The organism is Bradyrhizobium sp. USDA 4516 (assembly GCF_054055915.1).
This window is the reverse complement of record NZ_JBSRXT010000001.1, coordinates 7,939,554-7,951,623: the sequence shown is the minus strand read 5'-3', so window position 1 is coordinate 7,951,623 and position 12,070 is coordinate 7,939,554. Positions and strand designations below refer to the sequence as shown.

Below are 12,070 nucleotides of genomic sequence, written 5' to 3'. Positions count from 1 at the left end.
TTCGAAGGCACGCGGGTGGCTTTGCGGCCTTCGCGCGAGGCGAGCGGCGGGCATCACGAGCGGATTTGCTCTCCCGCCGCCATGAATCGCTCACGCCGCGCGTGACGACCGATCGGAATCGTCGAGCAACCGGCCTAGTATCCGGCGTTCTTCCTCGATCCTCCGTCGATAGCGTTCGCGCTCTTGTTCCGAGGTCGCGCTATCCAGCAGGAATTGATAGTGACCGATGACTTTTTCGCTGCCTCTTATGAGCAGTTGTTGCAGCCCATTCATGGCGTGATCTCCTCGCAAGCTGCGCGATCGAACGAGGAGGGAAGGGATGGAATGTCGGCCGCGAGGCCTTGCATTGCCGTGGTTTCTTCGGACAGCCGTCTTTCGATGAATTCGCGCTCGAGGTCGGAGAGCTGGGTCTGCAGCAATCGCCGATACCAATGAATATTGTTGCGATGAGCGCGCAACTGTTCAAGCCGGTGGTCGAACAGTTCTGAGCTCCGGCGCCTTGCCTGTCCAAATCTTGACCGCCAGCGTCCCTCGAGGCGGTCGATGACCTGCTTCGGTAGCCTGATGTCTGTCATCTCGCGCTCCTATGCAGCCAGGCAGCGGTCGACGGAGCGCAGGCGGGCAGGCCGGCCGCCTGGCGGATGGTGCGGATCGCTGTCGAGCGCGCGAAGCGCTTCGAGGATGTCGCTGACAGGAACGGGCGCTTTGAGCCCCTTGGGTGCGCGCAAAGCGGGATTGGACGCTACAGCGCTGGCGTCCGAGGCCCAGGATGCCAGGAGAGCGCGTTTCTCGGCCAGGCTCAGGCGAGAATCCCGCACCACATCGTGCGGGACCTCATATTGGTGGTGATCGCCAATCGGCAGATGAAAGCCAATAACGTTATGAGCAGGCGCGGTCGTCGGCCGCATGGATACCTCCGTTCGAAAGACGAGTTGCTGAGAAGAGTGAGAAGACGAAGCCGCGACCTGTTCGTCGGACGCGGCTTCGCCGGTTCAATCAGGCGGCGACGTTTTCGAGCTGTCGGGGCGCCGTGTTCGATGCCGCGTTGATCGCGATGCGTCGCGGCTTCATCGCCTCCGGCACTTCGCGCGCCAGCTCGATCCTGAGAAGCCCGTTGTCGAACGCCGCGCTCTTGACCTCGACGTAGTCGGCCAGGCTGAACTGGCGCTTGAATCTGCGCGTCGAGATGCCCTGATAGATGTATTCGCGCTCGGCCTTCTCGACCTTGACGCCTTCGACAGTCAGAACGTTCTGCTCTGCCGTGACGGAAATCTCATCCGGCGCAAAACCGGCGATCGCGAGCACGATCTGATAGCTGTCTTCGGACAGCCGTTCGATGTTGTAGGGCGGGTAGTGATCTTCGCCGGCCCGGTGGGCTGCTTCGGCAAGATCAAAGAGCCGGTCGAATCCGATGGTCGACCGGAACAGGGGAGAGAAGTCGTATGTGCGCATAGCCAAATCCTCCATAGAGCAAGATGGATATGAACGGCACCGGACACGACCGGTGCCCGTCTCGCCTGGCCCCGAGGGGCGACCAGGCCCCAGCCTCCGCGTTGGGGGCTGGCGCGAAAGAAAATAAAAACCGGAGATATCGTGTCAAGAACCCGGCCGAAAAATTTTTGCGGTTGATTCTCCGCGTCAGAACCGCGGCTGAAGCGGCGGCGGATCAGCGCCGCTCGAGGGAGGCCTGTTGCAGACAAGACATGCCGGTGGAAAATTAGGTCGCCGATTTACATAGGCTAATGCCGGAACCGCGGGGGCGTTGATCGATTGGACTGCCTGGCTCCAACAGCTCGGCCCCGGATCAGGCAACCGGCCCCAGCACCGGCCTCCAGGCCCCCAAAGGTGCTGGGGCCGTTTCGTTGCGCGACCCTGGTCCGTTCCGGCGAGCTTGGATGGGGCCGCCATCACTTGCGTGAATAGCGCCCCGTCTGCTCTGAGCGAGCAGACGGGGCGTCGATGCTACTTATTCTCCGGCTTCCAAGTCGTGCTGGCGCGATCGTATTTGAAACCAGGTGCGGCCTTCAGGCTGTCCTTGGTCTCGTCGAGCGTAAGCCACCACTTGTCGTCTTTCTTTTGAGACTTGACGGCGGTGAACGGCACGATCACGTCCTTTTCGCCGGCGCCGAGGAAGCCGCCGACACCGACGACGAGACCGGTCACCTTGCCGGACTTGTCGACAAGCACGTCGTCGATCGTCCCGATCTTGGATTCCTTCGGGTCGTAGACATTCTGCTTGTAGTAATTGGTGATGGTCGAACTGTCCGCCGGAGCGGCGGGCATGGTGGTTGCGGCATGCGCGGCGGTAGCGAACGCTGCGGCCATGATGCAGCCGATAGCTAAGTACTTCATAAGTGAAACTCCTCGCCTTCAGTGAAGATGGCCGAACAGGTAGATACCGCCGCCGATGACGATGATCGCCGGCACGGCCCAAAGAATGATGACTGGCATGCGATCGCCTCCTAGTCCGAGGTACAGACCTTGACGCTCTTCATGCCGGTCTCGGCCTCGGAGCGCGTCTTGTAGACAGTGCCTGACGGGCTGACGACGGTGGTCGTCGTGTCGACGGGCTTCTTGTCGACGATCGTGCACTTCTTCGTCTTCACATCCTGGACGACGTAGAATTCATCCGCTGCGAATGCCGGCGAGACGAAAGCGGCAAGCAAAGATGCCGCGACAATGGTCTTAAACTTCATGTTCTCTCCTCCAATAGCCGTACCAATCGGCGGAGGTGGAACGGGAGAAAATGGCGAAGGTTCCTAGAACCGAACTTGCGTTGGCGAGCCGTGCCGAATCAAAGCAAGCGAAAAATGACCGGAGATGGTGCGGCGATTTGCAGCACTGGCTAGCTGCGCCCTCCGGCTTGCCGAAGGCTGTGGCGAATGGTCGCTAGGGACACGCAGACGCGAGATCGGCGAGCGATTCCTGACCCGAAGGGACCGCGCTGTCCGAGTGGCGATGCGATCACGTGACCGGATGCAGCCGGCGATCCGCAGGCTGCTTTCCGAAAATTCAGGAGGAAGCCCCATGATCTCGTCCCACATGCGCCTGTTCGGCGCGGTCGTCGCGCTGTTGCTCGGGGCGAGCGGTCCGGCGCCCGCGCAGCAGCTCGAGCTCAAGCTGATGGCGCCGGCGGCGCCGGGCGGCGGCTGGGATCAGACCGCGCGTTCGATGCAGCAGGCGCTGGTCGCGGCCGGCATCGCGCGCAGCGTCCAGGTCACCAACGTTCCTGGCGCCGGCGGCAGCGTCGGCATCGCGCAGTTCGTCAACGGCGCCAAGGGCGACGGCAACCAGATGATGGTGAACGGCTTCGTCATGGTGGGCGCACTCGCCATGAACAAGTCGCCGGTGACGCTGGATCAGGTGACGCCGATTGCGCGCCTCACCGAGGAGACCCAGGTCATCGTGGTGCCGGCGAACTCGCCGATCAAGACGGCGCAGGATCTTGCCGCCGCGGTGAAGGCCGATATCGCCAAGGTGACCTTTGCCGGCGGCTCGGCCGGCGGTGTCGACCATGTGATGGCGGCGCTGTTCGCGGGCACGGTCGGCGCCGACGCCAAGAAGATCAACTACATTCCGTTCTCGGGCGGCGGCGAGTCGCTTGCAGCCATTCTCGGCGGCAAGGTCACGGCCGGCATTTCCGGCCTCAGCGAATATGAAGGCCAGATCAAGGCCGGCAAGTTGCGCGCGCTCGGCGTGACGTCGGCGCAGCGTCTGCCCGGCGTCGACATCCCGACCTTCAAAGAGCAGGGCATCGATCTCGTGCTGGCCAATTGGCGCTCGGTGGTCGCTCCGCCCGGCATCACGCCGGAGCAGCGCAAGGTGCTGAGCGATGCGGTCGAGAAGATGGTGAAGTCCGATTCCTGGAAGGAGATCCTGAAGCAGAAGGGCTGGGATGACGCCTATCTCGGCGGCGACGCCTTCGCGGATTTCCTGAAGAAGGAGATCACGCGCGTGACCGAGGTGCTGAAGTCCGTCGGCCTCGTGAAGTCATGACGCCGGACGCGGCGTCTGAAAACCTCCGGCCGGCGCCGGCGCGCCGCGTCGATCGCGCCGGCGTGGTCATCGCGGCCGCGCTTGCCGGGCTTGCTGCGGTGCTGGTGTGGGACGCCAGCAAGCTGCCGTCGACAACGATGTACGGCATGGGGCCGGAGGCGATGCCGGTCGTCATCGCGATCGGCCTTGTCATCCTCGCGGTCGGCAATCTGATCGACGCGCTGCGCGGCAAGCTGCCGCCGCGCGAGAGCATGGATCCGAAACCGGTGTGGCTGATCATCGGGGGCCTGGCGCTCCTGATCGCCATCATCGGCTTTGGCGGCGGCTTCATCCTCGCCACCTCGGCGCTGTTCGTCACCACGTCGGCGGCGTTCGGCCGCCGCGCCGTCCTGGCCGACACCGCCATCGCGCTCGTGATCACGACGCTGATTTATCTCGCGTTCGACAAGCTGTTGACGCTGAGCCTTCCCGCCGGCCCGCTGGAGCGACTGCTGTGATGGACACTTTCGCCGCGCTGGCGCACGGCATGGCGGTCGCCATGCAGCCGATGAACCTGCTCTACGCCCTGATCGGCGTGTTCCTGGGCACCGCGGTCGGCGTGTTGCCGGGCATCGGACCGGCGCTGACGGTCGCGCTGCTGCTGCCGGTGACCTACAAGCTCGATCCCGGCGGCTCGCTGATCATGTTCGCCGGCATCTATTATGGCGGCATGTATGGCGGATCGACCACCGCGATCCTGATCAATACGCCGGGCGAGAGCGCGTCGATGGCGACCGCGCTCGAGGGCAACAAGATGGCCAAGGCCGGCCGCGGCGGCCCGGCGCTGGCGACCTCGGCGATCGGCTCGTTCGTGGCCGGCACCATCGCCACCATCGGCCTCGCATTCCTCGCGCCATGGCTGGTCGATTTCGCCGTGCGCTTCGGGCCGGAGGATTACTTCGCGCTGATGTGCGTCGCCTTCGTCACGGTGTCGGCGACCTTCGGCGACTCGCCGGTCCGCGGCCTCACGAGCCTGTTCATCGGCCTCACGCTCGGGCTGGTCGGCATCGACAAGCTGACCGGTCAGGCGCGGCTTGCCTTCGGCATCCCCGAACTGCTCGACGGCGTCGAGGTGACGACGCTCGCGGTCGGCCTGTTCGCGGTCGGCGAGGCGCTCTATGTCGCCTCGCGCCGGCATCACGCCGAGGAGAAGCTCGAGCCGGTGCGCGGCTCGCTGTGGATGACGCGGGAGGACTGGCGGCGGTCGTGGAAGCCGTGGCTGCGTGGCACGCTGTTCGGTTTTCCGATCGGGGCGCTGCCGGCCGGCGGGGCGGAGATCCCGACATTCCTGTCCTATTCCACCGAGCGGCGGCTGACCAAACATCCGGAGGAGTTCGGCAAGGGCGCGATCGAAGGCGTCGCAGGGCCGGAAGCGGCGAACAACGCGTCCGCCGCCGGCACGCTGGTGCCACTTTTGACGCTCGGGCTGCCGACCTCGGCAACGGCTGCAATGATGCTGGCGGGCTTCCAGCAATACGGCCTCAACCCGGGGCCGCTGTTGTTCGCGGAGCGGCCCGACCTGGTGTGGGGCCTGATCGCGAGCCTGTTCATCGCCAACGGCATGCTGCTGGTGCTCAATCTGCCGCTGGTCGGCCTTTGGGTGCGGCTGCTGGCGATCCCGCAGCCCTGGCTCTATGCCGGCATCCTGGTGTTCGCCACCATGGGCACGATCGCGGCGAAGCCGTCGGTCGTCGAGCTGTCGATGCTGGCGGCGTTCGGCGTCATGGGCTTTCTGATGCGCCGGTTCGACTTCCCGATCGCGCCCGTCGTGATCGGGCTGATCCTCGGGCCGATCGCCGAAAGCCAGTTGCGCCGCGCGCTGGCGATCAGCCTCGGCGATCCCATGGTGCTGCTGCAAAGCCCGATGTCGGCGACGCTGCTCGGCATCGCGCTGATCGCGCTGCTGGCGCCGTTCGTGCTCAAGGGATTGGGGCGATTCAAGGCGAACGAGGATTAGGACGCGACCAGACCGTAAAAGGCCCGCTCCGGGGCTCGCATTTCGGAGCGGGCCAGTCTGGGCACGGCAAATATCGCCGCGACGCAAAACCTAGCGTGACAAGCTGACACCACCCTGACGACAGCGAAAAAAGAGAGGCGGCCGAATGCCGCCTCTCGGTCACATGATTTTCCGTGAACTGAAAGTTCAGCTCACCATTTGTAGGCGAGGCTCGCCGTGATGCGGCGGCGATCGCCGTAGTAGCAGGAGCTGATGGTCGCGCAGCTCGCGACATAAATCTTGTCAGTGACGTTCACGACGTTGAGCGCCGCGCGCCAGTTGTTGTCCCATTCGTAATGCAAGGCGAGATCGCCCAGCACGACCCCCGGGACGCGTGCGGTGTTCGCGGTGTCGGCAAAGGACGAGCCGACATAGCGCACGCCGCCGCCGAAGCCGAAGCCCGTGAGCGGCCCGTCGCGGAAGGTGTAGTCGGTCCACGCCGATGCGAGCTGACGCGGCGCGTTGGTCGGCACGGTGCCGATCAGCGCGGGATTGAGGTCCTTGCTGACGAACAGCTCGTAATTGGTGTAGCTCGCCACCAGCTTGAAATCGCGCGTGATGTTCGCGACCGCCTCGAGCTCGACGCCGCGCGAGGTGACTTCGCCGTTCTGGGTCTGGAACAGCGGGTTGTTCGGATCTGTTGTCAGCGCGTTCTTGCGCTTGAGGTCGAAATACGCGACGCCGAACCGTGCGTTGAGCCCGACCGGCTCGTACTTGACGCCGACCTCGGTCTGCTCGGAGGTTTCCGGCAGCAGCAATTGGCCGGACGCGGTGGTGCCGATGACCGGATTGTAGCCCGTCATGTAGGAGACGTAGGGCGCAACGCCGCTGTCGAAATTGTAGATCGCGCCGACACGGCCGGAGAACTTGCTGTCGTCGCGGCCCTGGGAGGCGCCGATCCGGTTGTTGTTGGTGAGATCGACCCAGTCCTGGCGGCCGGACAGCACCACAGTCAGGCGGTCGAGCTTGATCTGATCCTGCAGGTAGAGCCCGGCCATGCCCTGGGCGAGATAGCCGTTCTGATAGAGCGGGCCGCTATACGGCAGGTTGGTGCCATAAACCGGATTGAGCACGTTGAGATTGGTGCCCATGCCAAAACCCTGGCGATCGTCGATGCCGTAATATTTCAGATCGACGCCGACCAGTGCGGTGTGCTGCAGCGCGCCGGTGGTGAAGCGGTATTCGAGCTGATTGTCGAGGTTGAGCTGGGTGGCGATGCCGCGGGTGTAGAAATTGCCGCGGGTGATGTCGGCGGCGGCCGGCGTCGTCGCATAGCCGAGCCCGTAGAGGCCGGCATAATAGACGTCGACATGCGCCATGCGCGCGTTCTGGCGGAAATCGACGCTGTCGGTCACGCTCTTCTGGAACTGGTAGCCGACCATCTGCTGGTCGCGGCGGAACTGGTCGGCGCTGGGATCGCCGACAAACAGGCTGGTCGGAATCCGGCCGAACGGCGCGTTGGTGACGGTGCCGACATAGGGCAGGAAGTTCAGCGCGCGGGTGTTGCTGTGCGAGGCCATGCCGAACACGGTGAGGCTGGTGTCGGCATCGGGCCGCCAGGTCACCGACGGGGCGAAGAAGAAATTGTTGTCGTAGACATAGTCGGTCTGGGTGCCGCCGCCCTGGGCCTGGCCGACGAGGCGGTACTGCACCTGGCCGTTGCCGGGCTGCGCCGTCGCGCCGCCGATGTCGAACTGGGTATAGGCGTTGCCGAAATTGTTGACGCCGGTCTCGATGTAGCGAATGGGCTCGGCCTGCGGCAGCTTGCTCACCGCGTTGACGAGGCCGCCCGGCGCCGAGCCGCCATACAGGATGCCGGACGGACCGCGCAGCACCTCGACGCGCTCGAGATTGAAGGGCTGCAGCTTCCAGCTCGCATAGGAAGTGTAGAACAGCTGCAGGCCGTCGAGGAACAGCGACTCGTTCTGCGCGGGGAAGCCGCGGATCATGAACCAGTCGTTGCGGAAATCGGCGCCATAAGTGCCGCCGATGACGCCCGGCGTGTAGCGCAGCACCTCGTCGAACTTGCTGACGATCTTCTGGTCGCGGATCTGCTCGGCGCTGATGACCGACACCGATTGCGGCGTCTGGATGATCGGCGTGCTGGTCTTGGTGCCGCTGGCGCTCAGCCGCGCCAGATAGCCGGTGACCGGGCCGTTGGCGCGTTCGTGCCCGCCGCTGGCGCCCGCGGGCTGCTGAGCGGTCTGTGGCTGCGCGCCCACCGGGGCGGCCGTCGCGCGGCGTGAGGCGCTGCGTGCGCGCGTGGTCCGTTGCGAAGGCTGCTGCGATCGCGCCGCTTGCCGCTGCGGCGCCTCGACTGTCACGGACGGCAATTGCGTCTGGGCGAAGACATCGTCCGCACCAACAACCGAAAACACAACGACAGCCGAAGCAGCAAACCGCTGCGGCCGAATCCACCTGCACGACATTTATTCCACGCTCCGTAAAAAAATCTTGAGCGAGTCGTTATCACGGTGATTTTCGCGAGCAGCCTGCACGGGGTTAGAAGCTGTCGAAGTTGCACGCAAAGCTTGGCTTAGTGACCGGGAGACAACGGCGTATGACGCGCAATTGCACGCATCGCGTGAGAGCCTTGAATCGATCCAGTGTTGAACGATTCAAAAATCGAACGATTCAAAAATTGTCTCGTCATCTCGTGAGTCGATACATCGCGATCGCGCGCGACATGATCAAGCCAGTCCGATGTCGCGCGGTTGCGCGAGCAACGCGTTGAAACCTCGAGGCGATAGTTGTCTCGTCCGCGGTCCCGCGCGGTCGGGAAGGGGGAGTCACGTTCCACTCGGCGGCTGCCACAGCCGTGCTGGCCGCGCGGCGGGAACCGGGCGGCGGGGGCGGCCGTCCGGCCGGCTGGCAATCCCCGCCATCCCCACCATATCTGGCATAATTGACCGGCAGGGACCGCAACCGCTTGGCCATTTTGGGGCGATGTGATAACGCTCTGAAACCAGCTTCGACCGCCACTCGTGACCGTCCGCATCCTGCCTAAAGGCTTGCGGCGGTGGAGATATTTCGCCGATGACCTCGTCCAGCAAGACCGCTTCCGCGCCCGATTCCTTCTTCACCGCGACCCTCGCCGAGGCCGATCCCGAAATCGCCGCCGCGATCAGGGGCGAACTCGGCCGGCAGCGTCACGAGATCGAGCTCATCGCCTCGGAAAACATCGTCAGCCGCGCCGTGCTGGAGGCGCAGGGCTCGGTGATGACCAACAAATACGCGGAAGGTTATCCGGGCGCGCGCTACTACGGCGGTTGCGAGTGGGTCGATGTCGCCGAGACGCTGGCGATCGAACGCGCCAAGAAGCTGTTCGGCGCCGGCTTCGCCAACGTCCAGCCGAACTCCGGCAGCCAGATGAACCAGGCGGCGTTTCTGGCGCTGCTGCAACCCGGCGACACCTTCATGGGCCTCGACCTCGCGGCCGGCGGCCATCTCACCCATGGTTCGCCGGTCAACATGTCCGGCAAGTGGTTCAAGGCCGCGCACTACACCGTGCGCCGCGAGGACCAGATCATCGACATGGACGCGGTGCAGAAGCAGGCCGAGCAGGTCAAGCCGAAGCTGATCATCGCCGGCGGCTCGGCCTATTCGCGCGCCTGGGACTTCAAGCGCTTCCGCGAGATCGCGGATTCCGTCGGCGCGTATCTGCTGGTCGACATGGCGCATTTCGCGGGCCTCGTCGCCGGCGGCGTGCATGCCTCGCCGGTGCCGCACGCCCACGTCACCACCACCACGACGCACAAGTCGCTGCGCGGCCCGCGCGGCGGCCTGATCCTCACCAATGACGAGACGCTGGCCAAGAAGCTGAACTCGGCGATCTTCCCGGGCCTGCAGGGCGGTCCGCTGATGCACGTCATCGCCGCCAAGGCGGTGGCGTTCGCAGAAGCGCTGCGGCCGGACTTCAAGGTCTACGCCAAGAACGTGGTCGAGAACGCCAAGGCGCTGGCGGAGACGCTGCGCGGCCATGGCCTCGACATCGTCTCGGGCGGCACCGACAACCATCTGATGCTGGTCGACCTCAGGCCGAAGGGCCTGAAGGGCAACATCTCCGAGAAGGCGCTGGTGCGCGCCGCCATCACCTGCAACAAGAACGGTATCCCGTTCGATCCCGAAAAGCCGTTCGTCACCTCCGGCCTGCGGCTCGGTACGCCGGCGGCGACCACGCGCGGCTTCGGCGTCGCCGAGTTCAAGCAGGTCGGCGGCATGATCGCGGAAGTGCTGAACGCGCTGGCGCAGTCGCCGGATGGCAAGGCGCCGCTGGTCGAGGCCGCGATCAAGGAGCGCGTCAAGGCGCTGACCGATCGCTTCCCGATCTATCAGTAAAAGGTCGTTGCTAGAGGTCCCGTCGGATGCGCTGCCCGAGCTGCAATTCTCTCGACACGCAGGTCAAGGACTCGCGTCCGACCGAGGACTCCGCGGTCATTCGCAGGCGTCGCGTCTGCATGGCCTGCAACTTCCGTTTCACGACCTTCGAGCGGGTGCAGCTGCGCGAACTGACCGTCATCAAGCGCAACGGCCGCCGCGTGCCGTTCGACCGCGACAAGCTGGTGCGCTCGCTGCAGATCTCCTTGCGCAAGCGCCCGGTGGAATCCGAGCGGGTGGAGAAGATGGTGTCCACCATCGTGCGCGAGCTCGAAAGCGGCGGCGAGGCCGAGGTCTCCTCTGAGGCGATCGGCGAGATCGTGATGGAGCATCTGCGCCAGCTCGACGACGTCGCCTATGTGCGCTTCGCCTCGGTCTACCGCAATTTCCGCGAGGCCAAGGACTTCGAGGCCGTGCTCGACGAATTGACCGGCGAAGAGGACCCGCGGCTCGCGACGCTACGCAAATGATCTTCCGCATTCTGGAAGACCAGTTCGCGCAGAAGGCCAGAGAGGCCAAGGAAGCGGCAAAGGCGGCCGATCTGCGCTTCATGCAGCTGGCGCTGGCGCTTGGCCGGCGCGGGCTCGGGTGCACCTGGCCCAATCCGGCGGTCGGCGCCGTCATCGTCAAGGACGGCGTGATCGTCGGCCGCGGCTGGACGCAAGCAGGCGGCCGGCCGCATGCCGAGGTCGAGGCACTCAGGCGCGCCGGCGATGCCGCGCGCGGCGCCACGCTCTACGTGACGCTCGAACCCTGCTCGCATTTCGGCCGCTCGCCGCCCTGTGCGGACGCCGTTGTGGCGGCCGGGCTCGCCCGCGTCGTCTCGGCGATCGAGGATCCCAATCCGGAAGTCGCGGGGCAGGGGCACGCCAGGCTGCGTGCCGCAGGCATCGCGGTCGATGTCGGGCTGTGCGCGGAAGAGGCCGCGCGCGACCATGCCGGGCACTTCCGCCGTATCCGCGACAAGCGCCCGCATGTGATCCTCAAGCTCGCGGTGTCCGCCGACGACAAGATCGCTGCCAGCGGCCATAAGCCGGTTACGATCACCGGAGAGGCCGCGCGGACCCGGGTGCATCTGCTGCGCGCGCAGAGCGATGCAATCCTGGTCGGCATCGGCACGGTCAAGGCCGACGATCCGCTCTTGACCTGCCGGCTGCCCGGCATGGCGGCGCGCTCGCCAGTGCGCCTGGTGCTGGACCGCGCGCTGCGGATTTCTGGCGACAGCCGCCTGGTGCATTCGGCGCGCGAGACGCCGCTCTGGGTGATGACCTCCGACATGGCGGAGGCGCCTGCCGCGGTGAAGCTCGGCGCCGCCGGCGCGCAGGTGATCCGCATCGCCGCCAGCGCGCCTGATGGTCTCGATCTGCCGTCCGTCCTGCATGCGCTGGCGGAGAGGGGGATTTCGCGGCTGCTGGTCGAGGGCGGATCGCGCGTGGCAAATTCTTTCGTGGCAGCCGGCCTTGTCGACGAGATCTGGCTGTTGCGCGGACCCGATGCGATCGGTGCCGGTGGTGTTCCCGCGCTGGACGCAATGCCGCTCGACGCAATCACGCAGTCGCCCGCCTTCCGGCTTCGTGCTAGCGAAGCCTTGGCCAAAGATGTTTTGACTATCTACGATCGATCCTAAGTCGTCATGCCCGGGCTTGACCCGGGCATCCACGT

13 protein-coding genes are annotated in these 12,070 nt (G+C 65.2%); 6 read left to right on the top strand and 7 right to left on the bottom strand.

Translation table 11 applies throughout. The annotated features are described in order from the left end of the window. Positions 1-90: 90 nt before the first annotated feature. The 6 genes from ACVI1L_RS36705 to ACVI1L_RS36680 all read right to left on the bottom strand — a co-directional run bounded on the left by ACVI1L_RS36705 (position 91) and on the right by ACVI1L_RS36680 (position 2,696). Complete coding sequence (locus ACVI1L_RS36705; protein ID WP_057020734.1) at positions 91-273, bottom strand: hypothetical protein; 183 nt, start codon at positions 271-273, stop codon at positions 91-93. Further along, positions 270-575, bottom strand: coding sequence for a hypothetical protein (locus tag ACVI1L_RS36700; protein ID WP_456785082.1), 306 nt, complete (start codon positions 573-575; stop codon positions 270-272). The genes ACVI1L_RS36705 and ACVI1L_RS36700 overlap by 4 nt, the downstream gene beginning before the upstream one ends. A gap of 9 nt (positions 576-584) precedes the next feature. Further along, positions 585-908: a hypothetical protein gene (locus ACVI1L_RS36695; protein WP_092078022.1), complete on the bottom strand. Its 324-nt coding sequence runs from the start codon at positions 906-908 to the stop codon at positions 585-587. An 88-nt stretch (positions 909-996) separates the two neighbouring features. Next, a complete protein-coding gene (locus ACVI1L_RS36690) occupies positions 997-1,452 on the bottom strand; it encodes an Hsp20 family protein (protein WP_057020733.1) in 456 nt (151 codons plus the stop codon). A 510-nt stretch (positions 1,453-1,962) separates the two neighbouring features. Then, entirely contained in the window at positions 1,963-2,352 is a 390-nt protein-coding gene (locus ACVI1L_RS36685) for a PRC-barrel domain-containing protein (RefSeq protein WP_057020732.1), read from the bottom strand. Positions 2,353-2,462: 110 nt separating this feature from the next. Continuing rightward, positions 2,463-2,696, bottom strand: coding sequence for a hypothetical protein (locus tag ACVI1L_RS36680; protein WP_057020731.1), 234 nt, complete (start codon positions 2,694-2,696; stop codon positions 2,463-2,465). A gap of 331 nt (positions 2,697-3,027) precedes the next feature. Here ACVI1L_RS36680 and ACVI1L_RS36675 point away from each other — a divergent pair, with 331 nt between their 5' ends. Genes ACVI1L_RS36675 through ACVI1L_RS36665 form a run of 3 tightly spaced genes read left to right on the top strand, consistent with a single transcriptional unit; the run spans position 3,028 to position 5,992 of the window. Continuing rightward, positions 3,028-3,996, top strand: a complete 969-nt coding sequence (locus ACVI1L_RS36675; RefSeq protein ID WP_253590078.1) for a Bug family tripartite tricarboxylate transporter substrate binding protein — start codon at positions 3,028-3,030, stop codon at positions 3,994-3,996. Continuing rightward, a complete protein-coding gene (locus tag ACVI1L_RS36670; RefSeq protein ID WP_141341078.1) occupies positions 3,993-4,493 on the top strand; it encodes a tripartite tricarboxylate transporter TctB family protein in 501 nt (166 codons plus the stop codon). Before ACVI1L_RS36675 ends, ACVI1L_RS36670 begins: the two co-directional genes overlap by 4 nt. Next, complete coding sequence (locus tag ACVI1L_RS36665; RefSeq protein WP_057020728.1) at positions 4,493-5,992, top strand: tripartite tricarboxylate transporter permease; 1,500 nt, start codon at positions 4,493-4,495, stop codon at positions 5,990-5,992. Before ACVI1L_RS36670 ends, ACVI1L_RS36665 begins: the two co-directional genes overlap by 1 nt. 191 nt (positions 5,993-6,183) lie before the next feature. On the opposite strand, the gene ACVI1L_RS36660 is transcribed toward ACVI1L_RS36665, so the two are convergent. Beyond that, positions 6,184-8,460 (bottom strand): TonB-dependent siderophore receptor, encoded by a 2,277-nt coding sequence (locus ACVI1L_RS36660; protein WP_456785081.1) that lies wholly within the window; start codon positions 8,458-8,460, stop codon positions 6,184-6,186. 607 nt (positions 8,461-9,067) lie between these two features. Between ACVI1L_RS36660 and glyA the strand changes: the two genes are divergently transcribed. Genes glyA through ribD form a run of 3 tightly spaced genes read left to right on the top strand, consistent with a single transcriptional unit; the run spans position 9,068 to position 12,035 of the window. Continuing rightward, positions 9,068-10,369, top strand: coding sequence for a serine hydroxymethyltransferase (glyA, locus tag ACVI1L_RS36655; protein ID WP_456785080.1), 1,302 nt, complete (start codon positions 9,068-9,070; stop codon positions 10,367-10,369). A 26-nt stretch (positions 10,370-10,395) separates the two neighbouring features. Beyond that, positions 10,396-10,878, top strand: coding sequence for a transcriptional regulator NrdR (gene nrdR, locus ACVI1L_RS36650; protein ID WP_016844999.1), 483 nt, complete (start codon positions 10,396-10,398; stop codon positions 10,876-10,878). Continuing rightward, the gene (gene ribD / locus ACVI1L_RS36645; RefSeq protein ID WP_456785079.1) at positions 10,875-12,035 is read left to right on the top strand and encodes a bifunctional diaminohydroxyphosphoribosylaminopyrimidine deaminase/5-amino-6-(5-phosphoribosylamino)uracil reductase RibD; all 1,161 of its coding nucleotides are present in this window, start codon (positions 10,875-10,877) and stop codon (positions 12,033-12,035) included. The genes nrdR and ribD overlap by 4 nt, the downstream gene beginning before the upstream one ends. The last annotated feature ends 35 nt before the right edge of the window (positions 12,036-12,070 follow it).

Excerpts from the sequence above, each read along its gene's own strand:
- ACVI1L_RS36660 (WP_456785081.1), bottom strand. The coding sequence starts at position 8,460 with ATGTCGTGCAGGTGGATTCGGCCGCAGCGGTTTGCTGCTTCGGCTGTC.
- ribD (WP_456785079.1), top strand. The coding sequence starts at position 10,875 with ATGATCTTCCGCATTCTGGAAGACCAGTTCGCGCAGAAGGCCAGAGAG.
- glyA (WP_456785080.1), top strand. The coding sequence starts at position 9,068 with ATGACCTCGTCCAGCAAGACCGCTTCCGCGCCCGATTCCTTCTTCACC.
- ACVI1L_RS36675 (WP_253590078.1), top strand. The coding sequence starts at position 3,028 with ATGATCTCGTCCCACATGCGCCTGTTCGGCGCGGTCGTCGCGCTGTTG.
- ACVI1L_RS36700 (WP_456785082.1), bottom strand. The coding sequence starts at position 575 with ATGACAGACATCAGGCTACCGAAGCAGGTCATCGACCGCCTCGAGGGA.
- nrdR (WP_016844999.1), top strand. The coding sequence starts at position 10,396 with ATGCGCTGCCCGAGCTGCAATTCTCTCGACACGCAGGTCAAGGACTCG.
- ACVI1L_RS36670 (WP_141341078.1), top strand. The coding sequence starts at position 3,993 with ATGACGCCGGACGCGGCGTCTGAAAACCTCCGGCCGGCGCCGGCGCGC.
- ACVI1L_RS36705 (WP_057020734.1), bottom strand. The coding sequence starts at position 273 with ATGAATGGGCTGCAACAACTGCTCATAAGAGGCAGCGAAAAAGTCATC.
- ACVI1L_RS36685 (WP_057020732.1), bottom strand. The coding sequence starts at position 2,352 with ATGAAGTACTTAGCTATCGGCTGCATCATGGCCGCAGCGTTCGCTACC.
- ACVI1L_RS36690 (WP_057020733.1), bottom strand. The coding sequence starts at position 1,452 with ATGCGCACATACGACTTCTCTCCCCTGTTCCGGTCGACCATCGGATTC.
- ACVI1L_RS36695 (WP_092078022.1), bottom strand. The coding sequence starts at position 908 with ATGCGGCCGACGACCGCGCCTGCTCATAACGTTATTGGCTTTCATCTG.
- ACVI1L_RS36665 (WP_057020728.1), top strand. The coding sequence starts at position 4,493 with ATGGACACTTTCGCCGCGCTGGCGCACGGCATGGCGGTCGCCATGCAG.
- ACVI1L_RS36680 (WP_057020731.1), bottom strand. The coding sequence starts at position 2,696 with ATGAAGTTTAAGACCATTGTCGCGGCATCTTTGCTTGCCGCTTTCGTC.